Origin of the sequence: Mesorhizobium sp. L-8-3 (genome assembly GCF_016756615.1) — a bacterium.
Classification (GTDB): Bacteria; Pseudomonadota; Alphaproteobacteria; order Rhizobiales; family Rhizobiaceae.
Window position 1 is genome coordinate 4503097 of sequence record NZ_AP023262.1, and the last position, 17588, is coordinate 4520684.

Annotated in this window: 18 protein-coding genes; 9 read left to right on the forward strand and 9 right to left on the reverse strand. The window is 65.6% G+C overall.

Features of this window, described 5'->3' with window-relative positions:
* The first annotated feature begins 10 nt into the window (after window positions 1–10).
* Window positions 11–1027 carry an aldose epimerase family protein gene (locus tag JN302_RS20830; protein ID WP_202328857.1) on the forward strand — a complete coding sequence of 339 codons (1017 nt, stop codon included), beginning with the start codon at window positions 11–13 and terminating at the stop codon, window positions 1025–1027.
* Window positions 1028–1313: 286 nt separating this feature from the next.
* Here the strand turns inward: JN302_RS20830 and JN302_RS20835 are convergent, their stop codons facing one another.
* Window positions 1314–2237, reverse strand: a complete 924-nt coding sequence (locus JN302_RS20835) for a sugar kinase (protein WP_202328859.1) — start codon at window positions 2235–2237, stop codon at window positions 1314–1316.
* 137 nt (window positions 2238–2374) lie between these two features.
* On the opposite strand from JN302_RS20835, the gene JN302_RS20840 reads away from it, so the two are divergent.
* Entirely contained in the window at window positions 2375–2812 is a 438-nt protein-coding gene (locus JN302_RS20840; protein ID WP_202328861.1) for a FixH family protein, read from the forward strand.
* 22 nt (window positions 2813–2834) lie between these two features.
* Complete coding sequence (locus tag JN302_RS20845) at window positions 2835–4034, forward strand: cytochrome-c peroxidase (protein WP_202328862.1); 1200 nt, start codon at window positions 2835–2837, stop codon at window positions 4032–4034.
* Between the two features lie 5 nt (window positions 4035–4039).
* Here JN302_RS20845 and JN302_RS20850 read toward each other — a convergent pair whose 3' ends face one another.
* Window positions 4040–4495, reverse strand: a complete 456-nt coding sequence (locus JN302_RS20850; protein WP_274609228.1) for an Lrp/AsnC family transcriptional regulator — start codon at window positions 4493–4495, stop codon at window positions 4040–4042.
* A gap of 167 nt (window positions 4496–4662) precedes the next feature.
* Between JN302_RS20850 and putA the strand changes: the two genes are divergently transcribed.
* Window positions 4663–8274: a bifunctional proline dehydrogenase/L-glutamate gamma-semialdehyde dehydrogenase PutA gene (putA, locus tag JN302_RS20855; RefSeq protein WP_202328864.1), complete on the forward strand. Its 3612-nt coding sequence runs from the start codon at window positions 4663–4665 to the stop codon at window positions 8272–8274.
* Between the two features lie 61 nt (window positions 8275–8335).
* On the opposite strand, the gene JN302_RS20860 is transcribed toward putA, so the two are convergent.
* The 6 genes from JN302_RS20860 to JN302_RS20885 all read right to left on the reverse strand — a co-directional run bounded on the left by JN302_RS20860 (window position 8336) and on the right by JN302_RS20885 (window position 12150).
* Entirely contained in the window at window positions 8336–8584 is a 249-nt protein-coding gene (locus tag JN302_RS20860) for a DUF2442 domain-containing protein (protein WP_202304639.1), read from the reverse strand.
* The gene (locus tag JN302_RS20865; RefSeq protein ID WP_202328866.1) at window positions 8565–8810 is read right to left on the reverse strand and encodes a DUF4160 domain-containing protein; all 246 of its coding nucleotides are present in this window, start codon (window positions 8808–8810) and stop codon (window positions 8565–8567) included. Before JN302_RS20865 ends, JN302_RS20860 begins: the two co-directional genes overlap by 20 nt.
* Window positions 8811–8940: 130 nt before the next feature.
* Window positions 8941–9255, reverse strand: a complete 315-nt coding sequence (locus tag JN302_RS20870; protein ID WP_202328867.1) for an antibiotic biosynthesis monooxygenase family protein — start codon at window positions 9253–9255, stop codon at window positions 8941–8943.
* 19 nt (window positions 9256–9274) lie between these two features.
* On the reverse strand, window positions 9275–9508 hold the full coding sequence (locus tag JN302_RS20875) for a hypothetical protein (protein WP_202328868.1): 234 nt from the start codon (window positions 9506–9508) through the stop codon (window positions 9275–9277).
* A 19-nt stretch (window positions 9509–9527) separates the two neighbouring features.
* Window positions 9528–9959: a hypothetical protein gene (locus JN302_RS20880; RefSeq protein WP_202304644.1), complete on the reverse strand. Its 432-nt coding sequence runs from the start codon at window positions 9957–9959 to the stop codon at window positions 9528–9530.
* 4 nt (window positions 9960–9963) lie between these two features.
* On the reverse strand, window positions 9964–12150 hold the full coding sequence (locus JN302_RS20885) for a TonB-dependent hemoglobin/transferrin/lactoferrin family receptor (RefSeq protein ID WP_202328869.1): 2187 nt from the start codon (window positions 12148–12150) through the stop codon (window positions 9964–9966).
* Between the two features lie 204 nt (window positions 12151–12354).
* Between JN302_RS20885 and hemP the strand changes: the two genes are divergently transcribed.
* The 5 genes from hemP (at window position 12355) to JN302_RS20910 (ending at window position 16601) form a co-directional block, all read left to right on the forward strand.
* Window positions 12355–12561: a hemin uptake protein HemP gene (gene hemP / locus JN302_RS20890; protein ID WP_202328870.1), complete on the forward strand. Its 207-nt coding sequence runs from the start codon at window positions 12355–12357 to the stop codon at window positions 12559–12561.
* A gap of 10 nt (window positions 12562–12571) precedes the next feature.
* Window positions 12572–13633 (forward strand): hemin-degrading factor, encoded by a 1062-nt coding sequence (locus JN302_RS20895; protein ID WP_202328871.1) that lies wholly within the window; start codon window positions 12572–12574, stop codon window positions 13631–13633.
* Window positions 13634–13643: 10 nt separating this feature from the next.
* Window positions 13644–14540 (forward strand): heme/hemin ABC transporter substrate-binding protein, encoded by an 897-nt coding sequence (locus JN302_RS20900; RefSeq protein WP_202328872.1) that lies wholly within the window; start codon window positions 13644–13646, stop codon window positions 14538–14540.
* A gap of 158 nt (window positions 14541–14698) precedes the next feature.
* Window positions 14699–15799 carry a FecCD family ABC transporter permease gene (locus JN302_RS20905; protein WP_202304649.1) on the forward strand — a complete coding sequence of 367 codons (1101 nt, stop codon included), beginning with the start codon at window positions 14699–14701 and terminating at the stop codon, window positions 15797–15799.
* A 10-nt stretch (window positions 15800–15809) separates the two neighbouring features.
* On the forward strand, window positions 15810–16601 hold the full coding sequence (locus JN302_RS20910) for a heme ABC transporter ATP-binding protein (RefSeq protein ID WP_202304651.1): 792 nt from the start codon (window positions 15810–15812) through the stop codon (window positions 16599–16601).
* A 126-nt stretch (window positions 16602–16727) separates the two neighbouring features.
* Here JN302_RS20910 and JN302_RS20915 read toward each other — a convergent pair whose 3' ends face one another.
* The gene (locus JN302_RS20915) at window positions 16728–17330 is read right to left on the reverse strand and encodes a hypothetical protein (RefSeq protein ID WP_202304653.1); all 603 of its coding nucleotides are present in this window, start codon (window positions 17328–17330) and stop codon (window positions 16728–16730) included.
* Between the last annotated feature and the right edge of the window lie 258 nt (window positions 17331–17588).

Sequence of the window (17588 nt, forward strand, 5' to 3'; positions counted from 1 at the left end):
CCCGACAGAGATGGACGGCGAACGCTTCGGCACGACCGGCGAGGGCGAGGCCGTCCATCGTTTCACGATGTCGGGCGGCGGCCTCACCGCCGCCGTCATGAACTGGGGCGCCGTGCTGCAGGACCTGCGGCTTGCGGGCCATGAGCCGCCGCTGGTCCTTGGCTTCGAGAAGTTCGACGACTATCCCGCCCATTCGCCCTATATGGGGGCGATCGCCGGACGCTACGCCAACCGCATCAAGGACGGCCGTTTCATCATATCAGGCAGGCGCTGCCAGACGGACCGGAACTTCCTCGGCAAGCACACGCTGCATGGCGGGAAGGAAAGCTTCGGGAAGCGTGTCTGGCAGGTCGCGCTGCATGGCCCCGACTTCGTCACCCTGACACTCCATTCGCCCGACGGCGACATGGGCTTCCCCGGTGCGCTCGACGTGAGCTGCACCTATCGGCTGAGGATCCCCGGCACGCTGTCGATCGAGCTCAGCGCGACATGCGAGGAGCCGACGCTGTGCAATCTCGCGCACCATTCCTACTTCAATCTCGATGACGGCGGGGCTTCCGGCATCCTCGACCACAGGCTGATGCTGCCGGCCGGAGCCTATCTGCCGGTCGACGACGAGTTGATCCCGACCGGCGTGGTGCAGCCCGTCGAGGGTACGCCGTTCGATTTCCGCCATGCCCGGCCGATCCGCCTGGAGAGCGGTGGCCAGCAGATGGCATACGACCACAATTTCTGCCTCGCGGCGAGCCGCGGTCCGCTCCACCAGGCGGCCTGGGTGCAGGGCGCGGAATCGGGCCTCGAAATGGAAGTGTGGACGACCGAGCCGGGCGTCCAGTTCTATTCCGGCCACAAGCTGGCGCCCGGGGCGAAGGGGCATGGCGGGCGCAGTTATGGGGCCTATGCGGGCCTCGCGCTCGAACCGCAGATCTGGCCCGATTCGCCCAATCGTTCCTATTTTCCGCAAGCGGTGCTGTGGCCGGGCGAAATTTATAGGCAGACGACGGAATATCGCTTCAGGCTGGGGTGACCCGGCGGTTTTCCCCTGTGTGGGTTACGATTTCAACCGTTCGCTCGAGACTACCCCTCATCCGACCGCGCTTCGCGCGGCCACCTTCTCCCACAAGGGGCCCACAAGGGGAGAAGGGGACACTGCCGTGACACTTCCGCCAATCGTCTGCGTTGGTGATTTGCTGTGCCGGCAAAGCCAGGCTCCGGCCTTCTCCCCTTGTGGGAGAAGGTGGCCTCGCCCGTGAGGGCGAGGTCGGATGAGGGGTGAGACGCCAGCGAGGGCAAAGGTCCGGAACTGGTGATTTCTAAACCTCGAAGGCTTCCTTCAGCACCTCGAAGGGAGCGAGCGCGCCGCGAACCTGGACGACGGCGCAGGCCACCGCATGGCCATGGCGCGCAGATTCGGAGGGCTCGAAGCCGGCCAGTCGTGCGGCGAGATAGCCGCCGTTGAAGCTGTCGCCGGCGCCCGTCGTGTCGATGGCGACGGCGGTAATGGCCGGAACGGATTCCATCATGCGGCCGGACGCGACCAAGGCGGGCTCCTCGCCATTCTTGACGACGACCTCCTTCACGCCCGCGCCCTGCAGCCGCAATGCGGTCGCCTCCGGCGAGGCGTCGCCATAGAGCGCCTGCTCGTCAGGGAAAGTGGGCAGTGCGATATCGGTGACCGCGAGCGCTTCGGCGATCGCCGCGCGCGCGGTGGCCGCGTCCTGCCACAGGCGAGGCCGATAGTTGGGGTCGAAGGCGACGAGGCTGCCGGCCTTGCGTGCTGTGGCGATCGTTTCGACGAGCACCTTGCGCGCCGGCGCTTCGAGAATTGCCAAAGTGATTCCGGAAAAGTAGACAAGTGCCCGGTTTTCCAGGCTTTTTGCCAATGAATCCGGGTCGTCGGCGAGGCGGCGCGCTGCCGAATCGGAGCGCCAGTAGGTGAAGGACCGTTCCGCGCCCTTGAGCTTGATGGCGTAGAGGCCGGGCCGCGCGCCCGGGATGACAGGACTGGCCGCGGTCCCGATGCCGTTTTCGCGGAAGAAGGCGATCTGGTCGCGCGAGAAGGGATCGTCGCCGAAGGCGGTCACATAGTCGGCCGGCATGTCGGATGTGGTCAGCGCGCGCAGGGTCCATAGCGTGTTGAAGGTATCGCCGGCAAAACCCATCCGCCATTCGTCGCCGCGCGTGCCGGAAAGCTCCAGCATGCATTCGCCGATCGACGCCACGCCGCGTCCCGCCATGGATTTTTTCTCCCCGATTGAGCGTTCCGCTCTACACTGCCGCACATCGGCTGGCCATGGCCGAACCGGATTCGCCCTGTTCCGGTACGTCAACTTTTTCCCGATACCGTTCGGGACCGTGAACACGGAGCATTAGCATGAAATTGCGCCGAGCGGTGCTGATCGCGATCGCCCTCGTCGCCGTCGTCCTGGCCGGCTGGGCGGCGATGCATTTCCTGGTCAGGCCGCCGGCCGAACTCGATCTCTCGCGTTCGAAGCCAAGCGCCATGGGCCTCTATTCGGTGGCGATGGCCCCGGAGATCGAACCGGTGCAACGGGGCCCCCTCCAGGCGCTGGTGCTGACGCTGGCCACGCCTGACGGCAAGCCAGTCGAGGGTGCGCATATCACGGTCGGCGGCGGCATGCCGCAGCACGGTCACGGGCTGCCGACGTCTCCCGAGGTCACGGCCTATCTCGGGGATGGACGCTACAGGGTCGAAGGCGTGCGCTTCAACATGAGCGGCTGGTGGGAGCTAAAATTCGCGATCTCGGCGTCACCGGGCGACGACAGCGTGACGTTCAACCTTGTATTGTAGGCAATCTCATATCGTAGGGGCAATGAAGCGGCATTTCACAATAGTCTCACTCGTGCTAGCGACGGCGGTCGCCGGATGCCAGCCCGAAGGACTGACCGAGGCAGAGAAGGCGACGGTCGCGTCGCTGTCGCTTTCCGCCCTGCCGCCGCTGCCCCCTGACCCCAGCAATCGCTATGCCGATCAGCCGCGCGCCGCCGCATTCGGCGCGACGCTGTTCTTCGAGCAGCGGCTCAGCCGCGACGGCAGCGTGGCCTGTGCGACCTGTCATCTGATCGACCGTCAGTTCCAGGACGACAAGCCGCGGTCGGTGGGGCTCGCCATGACCAACCGCCGCTCGATGCCGCTCGCCGGCGTGGCGCGCACGCCCTTCCTGTTCTGGGACGGCCGCCGCGACAGCCTTTGGGCCCAGGCGCTGACGCCGATGGAGGATCCGCGCGAGCATGGCGGCACACGCGCCTTCTACGCGCATGTCGTGAAGGACACGCTCCGCGATCGTTACGAGCATGTCTTCGGGCCGCTGCCCGACCTTTCCGGCGTGCCGGTCAGCGCCGGGCCGCTCGGCTCGGAGGCGGAAAAGGCCGCCTGGGCGGCGATGAGCGACGGGCAGCGCGCGGATGTCGACCAGGTTTTCGTCAATCTCGGCAAGGCGATCGCCGCCTTCGAGCGCAACATCGTCCACGAGCCCACGCGTTTCGACCGCTTCGCCGACGCGAACAGGGCGGGTCGGCAGCCGGAAGGCGATGCGGCGCTCACGGATGAGGAGATCTACGGGCTCAGACTGTTCATCGGCAGGGCGAACTGCGTCACCTGCCACAACGGGCCGCGATTCACGGACGACCATTTCCACAATACCGGCGTGCCGCCGGTGGCGGGCCTGCCGGACGACACCGGGCGGGAGGCCGGTGCGCGGCAGGTTCTCGCCGATCCCTTCAACTGCCTCGGCCGCTATAGCGACGCCAGGCCGGAAGAGTGCCGCGAACTGCGCTTCATGGTGAAGGACAGCCCCGAACAGGTCCGCGCCTTCAAGACCCCGTCGCTACGCGGCGCGTCCGCCCGTCCGCCCTATATGCATTCGGGCCAGTTTGGCTCGCTGAAAGAGGTTGTCGAACATTATGTCCAGGCGCCGAAAAGCGTTTCCGGCCACTCTGAACTTGCGCCGCTGAAGCTTTCCGACCGCGAGGTCTCGGCGCTGATCGGGTTCCTGGGAACGCTGTCGCAATAGACCGCCTACCTGTCCTTGACGGTTTCCATCGCCACGAAGGTCGAGGTCTGAGCCACATGGGGCAGGGCCGATATCCGCTCACCGAGCACTTTGCGATAGGCGGCGATGTCGCGGGTGCGGATCTTCAGGAGATAGTCGAAGCTCGCCGCCATCATGTGGCACTGCTCGATCTCGGTCACGCCCCGGACGGCCCGGTTGAAGGCGTCGAGAGCCGCCGATCGCGTGTCCGAGAGCTTGACCTGCACGAAGGCGACATGACCTTCGCCCATGCGCTCGCGGTCGATGACGGCCGAATATCCGCGGATATAACCCTCCGCCTCCAGCCGCCTGACTCTTGCATGCACCGGGGTCTTGGAAAGGCCGACTTTCGCCGCGAGCTCGGCCATGGAAAGCCGGCCATCGGCTGCCAGAGCCGCCAGTATGTTCCGGTCAATGCGGTCCAATTGATCTAAGTTTGTCAAATCTGCAGTCCTAATCTATCGGCTGATGCCAAAATGATAGACCAAAAGGTCCTTCAGTTCCATTTATTCAGACCATCCGGAAAAAGCGACCATGCTATAGAGGCCGCCAGTCTCCGGCTTGCCACCGGGGACATTCCAGATCACTCTCGCAACCGACGGGGTATGCCATGCCAGCGCTCGACGCCATTCGTGCCGAAATCAGGGGCAACTACCTGCCTGACGAGGCGGAGGCGATTGCGCGGCTGGTGAAGGCGGCGGCGCTGTCGGAAGCCGACCGCGCGGCGATCTCGGCGCGTGCGGCCGATCTCGTACGTGCGGTGCGGGCTTCGTCCGATCCCCGCCTCATGGAGGTCTTCCTCAAGGCCTATGGTCTCTCCACCAAGGAAGGTGTGGCGCTGATGTGCCTGGCAGAGGCGCTGCTCAGGGTGCCCGACACCGAGACTATGGACGACCTGATCCGCGACAAGATCGCCCCGCATGACTGGTCGGCGCATTCGGGTGGGTCGAGCTCGATCTTCGTCAACGCCTCGACCTGGGCTCTGATGCTTACCGGCAAGGTGCTGGACGAAGGCGAGGGCGGCATCGAAGGCACGCTGCGCGCCATGGTGCGGCGGCTCGGCGAGCCCGTCATCCGCACGGCGGTCGCCGCCGCCATGCGCGAGATGGGCGAGCAGTTCGTGCTCGGCCGCACCATCGCCGAGGCGGTCAAGCGCGGCCGTCCCATGACATCCAGGGGTTATCTTTATTCCTACGACATGCTGGGCGAGGCGGCCCGCACCGAGGCCGACGCGCTGCGCTATCTGAAGGCCTATACGGACGCCATCGCCGCGCTCGAGAGCCTCGGCAGCGGCAGCGATATCCGCCGCAACCCCGGCATCTCGGTCAAGCTGTCGGCGATACATCCCCGCTACGAAGTTTCCCAGCGGGAGACCATGCTGCCGGTGATGTCGGAGCGGCTCCTGTCCCTCGCGATCGCTGCCCGCGATGCTCGCATGGGGCTCAATATCGACGCCGAGGAGGCCGACCGGCTCGACCTGTCGCTCGACGTCATCGAGCGGGTGCTGTCGTCGCCGGAACTTGCCGGCTGGGATGGCTTCGGCGTCGTCGTCCAGGCCTACGGGCCACGCGCGGCGTTCGTCATCGACTGGCTCCATGCGCTGGCCGAGCGGCTCGACCGCAGGATCATGGTGCGCCTCGTGAAGGGCGCATACTGGGACACCGAGATCAAGCGCGCTCAGACGATGGGGCTGCCGGGCTATCCGGTCTTCACCCGCAAGTCCAATACCGACGTATCCTACATCGCCAATGCTCGAAAGCTCCTGTCGCTGACCGACCGGATCTATCCGCAGTTCGCGACGCACAACGCGCATACCGTGGCGGCGGTGCTGGCCATGGCGCCCGACCGCGACTGTTTCGAGTTCCAGCGGCTGCACGGCATGGGCGAGGCGCTGCACGAGACCGTGCGCCAGGCGGAAGGTACGCGCTGTCGTATCTATGCCCCGGTCGGCGCGCATTCGGACCTTCTCGCCTACCTTGTGCGCCGGCTGCTGGAGAACGGCGCCAACTCGTCCTTCGTGCACCAGATCGTCGACGAGGAGGTCAACGCCGAGGAGATTGCCCGCGATCCCTTCGAGACGGTCGCCACGCAGGGACCGGCCGCCAATCCGTCGATCCCGGCGCCGCTGGCGATCTTCGGCGCCGGCAGGCGCAATTCCAAGGGCTGGGACATCACCGATCCCCTCACGCTGGAAAAGATCGACGCCGGACGCGCCGCCTTTGCCGGCGGGGACCGCTGGACGGCCAAGCCGATGACGCGCGCGGCCGGCTATGGCCGCAGCCGCAAGATCGTCAATCCCGCAAAGCCGAGCGAAGTGGTGGGCACGGTCCACGAAGCCAGCGCCGAGCAAGTGGCCGTTGCTGTGCGCTTCGCAGCCGAAGCGCAGCCGGCCTGGGCGGCGCGTCCGGTCACCGAGCGTGCCGCGATCCTGCGTCGTGCCGCCGACCTCTACGAGGCCAATGCCGTCGAGTTCTTCGCGCTGGCGACGCGCGAGGCGGGCAAGACGCTCGCCGACGGCGTCGCCGAGGTGCGCGAGGCTGTCGACTTCCTGCGCTACTACGCCGCCGAGGCCGGCAAGGCCGAGGCCGGCACGCAGGCGCGCGGGGTCATCGCCTGCATCTCGCCCTGGAACTTCCCGCTCGCGATCTTCACCGGCCAGATCGCCGCCGCACTCGTGACCGGCAATGCCGTCATCGCCAAGCCGGCGGAGCAGACGCCGCTGATCGCGGCCCGCGCGGTGGCGTTGCTGCGCGAGGCAGGCATCCCGGAAGACGTGCTGCAGTTGCTGCCCGGCGACGGCCCGTCCGTCGGCGCGCCGCTGACGGCCGACCCGCGGATCGCGGGCGTCTGTTTCACGGGTTCCACGGAAGTGGCGAAGCTGATCGAGAGCCAGCTAGCGGCGACGGCCGCCCCAGACGCCATGCTGATCGCCGAGACCGGCGGGCTCAATGCTATGATTGTCGATTCCACCGCGCTGCCCGAGCAGGCGGTGCGCGACATCCTGGCATCGTCCTTCCAGAGCGCGGGCCAGCGCTGCTCGGCGCTGCGCGTGCTGTACGTCCAGAAGGATGTCGAGAAGAAGATGCTGGAAATGCTGCGCGGGGCCATGGAGGCCCTGACGATCGGCGACCCGCGGTCCATTGCCACCGATGTCGGACCCGTCATCGACGACGAGGCCAAGCAGTCGATCGGCGATTACTGCCGGTCGATGGAGGAACAAGGCAAGCTCATCGCCAAGGGCGAGGTTCCAGGCGAGGGGCGTTTCATCGCTCCGCATGTGCTTAAGGTGAAGGGCATCGGCGAGATGGAGCGCGAGATCTTCGGGCCCGTCCTGCATGTCGCGAGTTTCGACGCCGACGAGATCGACCAGGTGGTCGCCGCCGTCAACCGCAAGGGTTACGGCCTGACTTTCGGATTGCACACCCGCATCGAGGGAAGGGTGCAGCACGTGGTGGATCGCATCCATGCGGGCAACATCTATGTGAATCGCAATCAGATCGGCGCGGTGGTCGGGTCCCAGCCATTCGGCGGCGAGGGGCTCTCCGGCACCGGACCGAAGGCGGGCGGGCCGCATTATCTGCGCCGCTTCCGCCAGGCGGGTGGCGTGGCCGGTGAGCCTGCGGCCGGCAAGTCGGTCGCCGCCACGACGCTTGCCGAGCACATGCCCGACGCAGCGCTCGGCGGCTGGGCCACGCGCGCCGACCGCATCGCGATCCTGCGCAAGCATCTGCGCGGGAAGGGGGCCGAGGCGATCGCAGCCGCGGCCGCGGTGGAGTACGGCCAGGCCGATCTTCCCGGGCCGACCGGAGAAGCCAACACGCTGTCGCTGCTGCCGCGCGGCAAGGTGCTGTGCCTGGGGCCCGACGCCGACACGCTGCTCGCGCAGGCGATCCAGGCGCTCGCCGCTGGCAATGCGGTGTTGGGCGTGGCGCCGGGTGCGCCCGCGGCGCTGCAGGCGCTCACCGGAAAAGGCCTGCCTCTCGCCGTGATCGACGGTGTTGTGCCACCCGACAGCCTCGGCGGAGTTGCGATCGACGCCGTGGCCTGTTCCGCCGATGCCGCGACGCTGAAGCCGCTGCGCCAGGCGCTCGCGACACGCAAGGGGCCGATCGTGCCGCTGGTGAGCGAGGTTATCTATCCGGCGGCCTATGCGCATGAGCGCGCCGTCTGCGTCGACACCACCGCTGCGGGCGGCAATGCCAGCCTGCTGGCGGCGGCATGAGCGAACCTGCCATGGTTCATCGCAAACTGCAGTCTGGAGACCAAGGGTTCCGGCTTGCCGCTTACGCCACTCTTTTTCGTTTGATCGTCTGATCTCCTCGTCCGGCGAGGAGACCGGCGATTGATATGTCTTCGTCTAGTGCCTCCCAATGGAGGCCTAGCGGACTGATTTCGACTTCACGCAGCGTTTTGGGGGCGGCGTTAACGAGGCGTGGAAACCACGCGAGTGGTACACCGATGGTACGGCCGTCGCTCAACTCGACCCACATCGTATGCTCATCGAAACGTACGTCAGTTGCCGAAATAGACATTCCATGCATCCACGATCTGCTGCCGGGCAGCGCTAACGATCCCGATAATAGACTTCAGTTCCTTTGCATGAAAGCCGTTGTTATCGGCCAGGGCCACATCGGGCTCGAGCCAAAACTTTGCCTCCTTCGAGCCTGCCCTCACATGGATATGGGCAGGTTCTCGCGGGCTGCCCTCGTTGGAATAGAAGAAAAGCTTGTAGGGACCTTGCCTCAATATGATCGGCAATCCATCAACCTTTCTTCCTCGCGCGGTGCCATCAAATTGCAGTCAGAGGCAAACATCATATCGTGCGGAACGCAAGCCTCTGAAGCGCCGTCGGCCTACCCACGCCTCTGCCCGTGGTTGTCGCTCCGCCTCACGCTCCCTCGACCACCGAAAAGCCCTCGAATTGCGGGTGGCCGAGATAGAGGACCTTGTTCTGGCCGGCATTCTTGTGCGCGGCGCGGAAGTTCTCCGACTTGGTCCAGGTGGTGAAGTCCTCGTAGCTGTCCCAGACGGCATGCGAGGCAAACAGCGTATAGCCTTCCTGCTCGTTGACCGGGCCGCGCAGCAGGTGGAACTCTCGGAATCCCTTCATCTCGGAGAGCGTGGAATCCCGGTTCTTCCAGACATCCTCGAATGCCTGTTCGGAGCCGTTCTGGACCTTGAAGCGGTTCATCGCGATATACATCGGGTTCCTTTCCCTTGATCTAACGTTTCGTTCGAGCCGGAAAGCGCACCACGCCCTTCGGCAGTGGTGCATCGCGCAGGCCACGCGGGTGCGGGCCCGATTGCGTGAATGCATCACCGCGGCGGCTGGCCAGTTCGACGACCACGCCGCCCCCGGAGCGGTCGCCTTGGCGCGCGGCGAGCAGGGCCAGCAGTTCCGGCCGCAGCCCGTCGCCGCGGTCCGCGGCGAGCGCATGGAGCCCGGTGAGGATCATATCTATCTTTCCCTTGGAATCAGAGGCCGAAGCCGACGGACGTCCTGGTCGACGTCTTCAGGTCGCGCATGCAGGCGGCCGGCTCGATGCCCGAACCGGCGCATTCGGTGGCCTCGTTGATGAGCACCCGGCCGACCTTGCCGCAATCGACGCCCGCTATGTCGAACCGGCTGACCTTGGTCTTGCCGGCAGGCATCTCCTTGAAGGCGAGCACGGTGAGGCGGTCGACCGAACCTGCATCGTCAAACAGCGCGAGTTCGTAGGCGACACGCGTGAGATCGACGCCGAGGCCGTTGTTGACGACAAAGGTGAACCGGCAGCCCTTGTCGGAGGGCTGCACGGCATTGAGCTCCAGCTGGAGCGCGGGCTTTGCCGCTTCCTGCGCCTGCGCCGCCGCGGCGAAAGGCGTCGCAAGGATGGCCAGGAAACGAAGCCATGTTGTACCGATCATCGAATCATCCTCCGAAACGCATGGTTGCGCCGAGCTTCAGCGTCAGGCCCTGCTCATAGATGACGGATGTGGTCGTCGCATTGAGCGGGTTGGCGTATTTGACGTCGAGCAGATTGTCGGCGCGGAAGTCGAGGCGAAGATTCTCGGTCGCCTGATAGCTGGCGAAGAGGTTGACCAACGTGTAGTCGTCGGCGAACGTCGCGCCCTTGGGCGGAGCGTTGTACTGGACCTCGCCGCCGAAGCTCAGCGCGTTTTCGAGCACGCGCATGCCGAGCTGGGCGGTCACCTGCGAAGCCGGGATCGTCAGGAGATCCTCGCGCTCGCCCTGCTCGATGGTGTAGCCGTCGATGATCGAGGCCGACAGGCCACCGAAATAGCGCCCGGCGTCGTAGAAGGCCTCGAACTCGAAGCCGTTGATCTTGGCTTCCGCGAAGTTCTGGTACTGGAAGCAGATCGGGATGTAGCCGGGCGTGCCGAGAAGGTCCGGACGCAGCGGGCAGCCGCTGGTCGGATCGAAGGCGGAGAGCGTCGTGCCGCCGATATAGTTGTCGACGTCGTTGTTGTAGTAGGCGGCCTTGAGGCGCAGCGTGTCGTCGCTCCAGATCAACCCGTCCTGGCTGTAGTTGACACCAAACTCCCACGTCTTGCCCGTTTCGGGCTTCAGATTCGGGTTGGGCAGGAAGGGGAATGTGACGCCGCTCGGATGCATGCCGCCGATCAGCGTTTCGCTGATGCTGGGCGAGCGGTAGCCCTCCGCATAGGTGCCGTAGAATTGCAGTCCGCTCAACGCCTCGAACGGCGATACGCCCACGGTCAGGCGCGGCGAAAGCCGGTTGCCCGAGGTCTCCTGGGAGTCGTCGTCGAGGCTGTAGCCGTCGTAGCGCAGGGCGCCGATGATCTGGAGCCAGTCATAGGTGAGCTTTTCCTGGATGTAGGCGCCCCAGACGGTGCGCTTGCCCGACGGGGTGTAGAAGTCGCTGCCGCCGATCGGGCTGGTGGTGACCACGTCGTCGGACACCCAGTCTCCGCCATAGGTCAGTTCATGCGAGACTTCGCCGGTCTCGAAGCGCGATGTGTTCCAGATATCGAGGCCCCAGGTGCCGAGGTCGTAGTTCGTGAGCGAGCCGGCGGGGATGACGATCGGCCGGCCGGTGTCCGGATCGAACTGCGTGATGCTCCTCCGATAGGTCTGGTCGAGATCTGCGCCGTTGTAGGAGACGTTGACGTGCAGGTCGAGCCAGCTCCTGGCGTCGTCGGTGATGTTGTAGCGGGCCGTGAAGGTGTTCTGGTTGAGGTCGAGGTCGGAGGTGCCGATGCCTTCCGACCAGCTCTCGCCGACGCCGACCCAGCCGAGCTTCAACTCGCTGTTCTCCGTCGGGCGGATCGTGCTCTTGATCATGCCGCTGAGCAGGTCGAAGCCGGTGCGCACGACCCTGTCGCCGCCGCCGTCCTCGTAGTCGCCATAGTCGCGCCAGACGATGTTGGCGATGACGTCGGCCGCCTCGTTGAACTTGTAGGCGCCGGTCGCGCTGGTGGTCCAGCCGGAAGCGTTGGTATCATAGAGGCCCGTGACCGACGCCGCGTAGGTCTCGCCGTCGCGGAGGAAGTCTTCCGCGTCCTTTGTCTCGAAGAACACCACACCGCCGATCGCGCCGGAGCCGTAAGTGTTGGCGATGGGGCCTCTGATGACGTCGACCTGTTGGATCAATTCCGGATCGATGAAGACAAGGCTCTGGGTGCCGTGACCCGAGCGCTGGAAATTCTGCCGCGCGCCGTCGACGATGACAGCCACACGCCCGAAATCCTGCAAGCCGCGGATGTTGACGCTGGAGGCCGCGCGCTTGGCATCCGTCTGGACGGAGATACCGGGAACGCCGAAAAACACGTCCTGCGGCGTCGTCGCCATGCGCCGCTCGAGCTGCTCGCCGCTGACCTGGCTGACTGACGCCATGGTTTCGATGGCCGTCTCGCCGGTACGGCTGACGACAGTGATGGTATCGAGCACCGTTGCCCCCGTGTCGTCCGGAAGGGGCTGGGCGGTCTGCTGCGCTTGGTCGGCTTGCGGCTGGCTGGTCTCCTGAGCGTGAGCCTGCGCCGATCCCAGGGCGATCGTCGCCACGCCTGCGAGTAGAAGCGCCGTCCGTGCGCCGGCCCTTCGCTTCATCTCATGCCCCAAAACCACCAGCCCCATGAGTCCAACTCCTTGTCGTTGTTCTCCATGCTGGCTCGCTGACGCTGGCTCGCACGACATTCGTTCTTTCCGACCGCCAATATGTTGACTGAAGCAGTCCGGTATTGCGCTCCGTATTAAACCTGATAATTAGTGTCAAGAATTGAATGCCGGATCAGCCACCGGCGGGGACGTTTGACCGGACTTGGAGAAGGAAGCACGACCGTGAACAGCCACAATCCTGCGAATTTCCGTTTCGGGCAGTATCGTACGCCGCAAGCCGAGCGGCCGGCCCCCATCCGCCCCATGGCCGTCAGGACGGTCACCAGCGAATCGCTGTTCCATGGCGATCATGAGATCAGCATCGATCATCGCGGCGCGATGTACCGGCTGAAGATCACCCGTCAGGGCAAGCTCATCCTCAACAAGTAGGTAGGACCGAATGAATGCCGCAGTGAGACCCGACGCGCCGGAGATCCGCCAGGCGCGCGCCGACAACCCGAAGATGCGCGAGCGCGACCTTGCCAGGCAGCTTGGCATCTCGGAAGCCGAATTCGTTGCGGCATGGTGCGGGGAGGGCGCGCTGCGCGTCTCTCCCGACGCCAACGAACTGCTCATCGGCCTGGAAGCGGTCGGCGAGGTCATGGCTCTGACCCGCAACGAAAGCGCCGTTCACGAGAAGATCGGCATCTACGACAAGGTGGTGACCGGCGCTCACAGCGCCATGGTACTGGGCGAACAGATCGACCTGCGCATCTTCCCCAAGGTGTGGGCGCATGGCTTCGCGGTCGAGAAGCGGGACGGCGACGAGATCCGCCGCAGCCTGCAGTTCTTCGACGCGCAGGGCGAGGCGGTGCACAAGGTGCATCTCAGGCCGGGTTCGAACCTTTATGCCTACCAGAACCTGGTGTCCAGGCTGGCGATCGCGGACCAGTCGCAGAAGGTGGCCGTGAAGGCGATGGAAGTCGCCATCGACGCCGCGCCGGCCGGCGCGGTCGCCAGCATGGAGGAACTGCGCGACCTCTGGAGCCGTCTCACGGACACCCACCAGTTCTTCGGCATGCTGAAGGCACTCAACCTGACGCGCCTCCAGGCGCTCGACATGGTGGGGCAGGACTATGCCTGGCTGCTCGACGCCGACGCGGTTTCGGCCATGTTCAGCCACTCCGTGCAGGAACAGATCCCGATCATGTGCTTCGTCGGCAATCGCGGATGCATCCAGATCCACAAGGGGCCGTTGCAGAACGTGCAGCCGATGGGTCCCTGGCTCAATGTGATGGACAAGACCTTCCACCTGCATCTGCGCATGGATCACATCCGCCAGGCCTGGGTCGTCCGCAAGCCGACCAAGGACGGTCACGTCACCTCGATCGAGGCGTATGACGCAGCCGGCGAGATGGTCATCCAGTTCTTCGGCGCCCGTCACGAGGGCGAGGCGGAGCGCGGTGACTGGCGCTTCATCGCCGAGAACCTGCCGCGCGTGCCGCAGTCCTCGGCAGCGTGAGGAGGGCCGGATGCGTAGCGTGACAAGTTCCGGCGCGTTTCTGGGCGCCGCGTTGGTCGCGGCCATAGGATTCTGCGCCGTTCCGGTTGATGCCAACGAGATCGAGGGTGGGTTCTCCGACCCCTCGCGGGTGGTTGCGATTGGCGGCTCGATCACCGAGATCGTCTATGCGCTGGGCGAGGAGAAACGCCTCGTCGCCCGCGACTCGACGAGTCTCTATCCGGAGGCAGCGCTCGCGCTGCCCGACGTCGGCTACATGCGCCAGCTTTCGCCTGAAGGTGTGCTGTCGGTCAATCCGAGCGCGATCCTGATGCTTGAAGGCAGCGGCCCGCGCGAGGCGGTCGACGTGCTTGGGAAGGCGAGCGCGGAGATGGTGAAGGTGCCCGACCGCTTCGACCATGACGGGATTCTGGAAAAGATACGCATTGTCGGCATGGCGATCGGGGCCGAAGGCAAGGCCAAAGAGCTGGCTTCCTTGGTGGACAAGGACATCAAATCGGCCCAGGAGCTGACGGCCGACGTGGCCGAACGCAAGCGCGTGTTGTTCGTGCTCAGCCTGCAGGGCGGCAAGATCCTCGCGGCCGGCCGCGGCACCGCCGCCGACGGCATCATCAAGATGGCCGGGGCGGTCAACGTGATGGGCGACTTCGAAGGCTACAAGCAGGCTTCGGACGAGGCGGTCGTTACGGCAAAACCCGACGTGATCCTGATGATGACGCGGGGCGGCGAGCACGACAGGGGTGTCGACGAGGTCGTCTCCCATCCCGCGATCGCGCCGACGCCTGCCGGCCAGGCCAAGGCGCTGATCCGCATGGATGCCTCCTATCTGCTGGGATTCGGCCCCCGTACGGCCGGCGCCGTGCGTGATCTCGCCAAGGCATTCTACGGCGACAAGGCGACCGACTAGGGCTTCTTCAGCCTTGTCGATCACGCGGCCGGGCGACTTGTGGCGGGATCAGCCAAGCACGGGATGGCAACGCGATTCGCGCGACCAATGGGCTATGGTCCTTCACGGGATCGCATCGGCCGGGCGGGGCAACCCGATGGGAATGGGTTCAGGTAAGTATGCTCGACATGTCCGCAGCCAGGGCGCTCCGCGCCGAAGCCACCGGCATCATGCAAGGTGACCGCAGTCTTCACGGCAGGATCGCTGTCCTGCTGCTTTCCGTGGCGCTCGTCGTCACCGTCCTCTTCAGCCTCGCGGCAGGCGCTTCGGACGCCTCCGCCTGGGGCGTGATCCGCGGCTGGCTGTCTTCCGCCGATGCCGGCGCGCTCTCGGAGCGCGACCGCATCATCATACAGGATATCCGCATGCCGCGTGTGGCACTTGGCGCGCTGGTGGGCGCGGCACTGGCCGTATCCGGCACGGTGATGCAGGGCCTGTTCCGCAACCCGCTCGCCGATCCTGGGCTGGTCGGCATCTCCACGGGCTCGGCGCTGGCGGCGGTCGCGGTGATCGTCTTCGGTCCCACCCTGCTTGCTCCGGCCACCGCGCTGCTCGGCATCTATGCCCTGCCGCTCGCGGCTTTCCTCGGCGGGCTCGCCGTAACGCTCCTGCTCTACAGGATCTCGACGCGGCGCGGCCAGACTTCGGTCGCGACCATGCTGCTCGCCGGCATCGCGCTCGCCGCTTTCGCCAGCGCCCTGATGGGGCTCTTGATCTTCATCGCCGACGATCGCCAGCTGCGCGACGTGACCTTCTGGCAACTGGGCTCGCTCGCCGGCGCGACCTGGGTGAAGGTGGCCGCAGTCGGACCGGTGATCGTCCTGGCGCTCGCCGCGACGCCCTTCCTGGCGCGCGGCCTCAACGCCCTGGCGCTCGGCGAGGCGACCGCCAACCATCTCGGCATTCCAGTGCAGCGGATGAAATATGTGGCGATCGTCGCCGTCGCCGCAGCGGTCGGCGCTTCGGTCGCCGTCAGCGGCGGCATCAGCTTCGTCGGCATCGTGGTGCCGCATCTGCTGCGCCTCTCCATCGGGCCGGACAACCGCTATCTCCTGCCGGCCTCGGCGCTGCTCGGCGCCTGCCTGCTGCTTATGGCCGATGCCGTGAGCCGCACCGTCGTTGCGCCCGCCGAACTGCCGATCAGCATCGTGACGGCGGCCGTGGGCGCGCCGTTCTTCCTGTGGATCCTGCTGCGCAAGCGCGGTGTCCTCGATTTGTAAGGGGTCTGGCATGATCGAAGCCCGGGATGTCGGGGTCACCATCGGCGGGAAGCGCATCGTTTCCGACGTGGATTTCGAGATGCGGCCGGGCGAAATGGCGGCGATCGTCGGTCCGAACGGTTCGGGCAAGACGACCTTCCTGCGTGCGCTATCAGGCGATCTGCCCTATCGCGGCTCGATCAGCCTCAACAGGCGCGAGCTTTCGACGCTGAAGCCGTGGGAGGCGGCCGCCATGCGCGCCGTGCTTCCGCAGGCCACGGCCCTGTCATTCCCCTTCACCGTGCGCGAGGTGGTGAAGCTCGGTCTTCTCGGCGGGCGCTCCGGCGCGCTGGCGGGCGAGCAGGAGAGGCTGCCCGAGCGCGCTTTGGCGCGCGTCGACCTCGACGGCTTCGGCGGACGTTTCTACCAGGAGCTCTCGGGCGGCGAGCAGCAGCGCGTGCAGCTTGCCCGGGTGCTGTGCCAGGTGTGGGCGCCGGTGCTGGAGGGACGGCCGCGCTATCTGTTCCTCGACGAGCCGGTCTCGAGCCTCGACATCAAGCACCAGCTCATCATCATGAACATCGCACGCGAATTCGCGCGGCGGGGAGGCGGCGTCGTGGCGATCCTTCACGACCTCAATCTCACGGCCATGTATGCCGACCGGGTCTTCGTCATGCATCGGGGCCGCCTCGCAGCGGCCGGCGCGCCGAGCGAGGTGCTCAGCGACGAACTGATCTCGCGCGTCTTCGACTGCCGGCTGAAGGTGGGCGCGCTGCCGCAGGGCAACATGCCCTTCGTCCTGCCGCAATCGGCGGCGCTCTAGGGCAAGTTGAGCCGCAAACGCGTAGCATCTACAGCGTGACGCGTCCGGATTCACGCCTCACGCCGTAGGTTCTTGATTGGCGCATGTCTTTTTTCCCAAACCGCTGCATGCTTTCGGGAGGCATGCTTAGCGTGGGGTCCGCGTTACTGAGAGCGCGATGCCGGTAAAGACATAGTCGACATTGCCGATCGTCCGGGGTACCGGCGGGCCGTTCATCCAGTTCACGAGATTCTGCTCGACCGTGTCGGTGCCGCCGTCGGGATTCATCACCTGGATCGCACCGTTGTAGCGGCGGGCGAGCACCCAATGGGTCAGGCCGTTGGCCAGCGAGACAACCAGCATCACCCTGGCAAAGCTGTCGAAATCGCTGTCCAGGAAAGCATTGGGACCGGGACGCTTGTCCCAGGTGACAACATTCTTCACGTCGGCCTTGAAGGCCTGATAGGCCGGCTCGAAGACGGAACTGAGCTGCCCCTGACGCAGGCTGCTGGTCTTGGACTTGTCCTGAATGATCACGGCCGTCAGGCGCAGCCGGGCGAGCTCGCTGGCGACGCGCGATATCAGCGATTCGTCCTGAGGACCTTTCCAGATGCGCTGCCACATGGCCGCCGCGTCCGGATCCGTGATCGGACCGTTGCGGACGCCCAGTTCATTGGCCGCGCAAAGGATGCAGGACGCGCCGCATGCCTTTTGTCCGACCGGACTCTGATCATGTGTGTAAAGCGGCATCAGGCCCCCCTCCGCTTTTGAAGATCCCGCCCGTCAGGGCAAGGAAGATGCAACCGAAGCGGATGATGCCATCTGTCGGATGACGGTGCTAGGGGGCAGATGCTTCGAAGCGAGGAATAGCGATGGGGCCGCCAATCGTATGAGTTCCGGTCGACGATGTCTGCGCGCGGCCGCTCGGCGTGAGCACGCGTTCCGGTCCGGGTCGGGTAGGAGGGCGCGCCAGGCCCGGTCGGCCAGAAGCGCAGGCCGGTGGAGGCG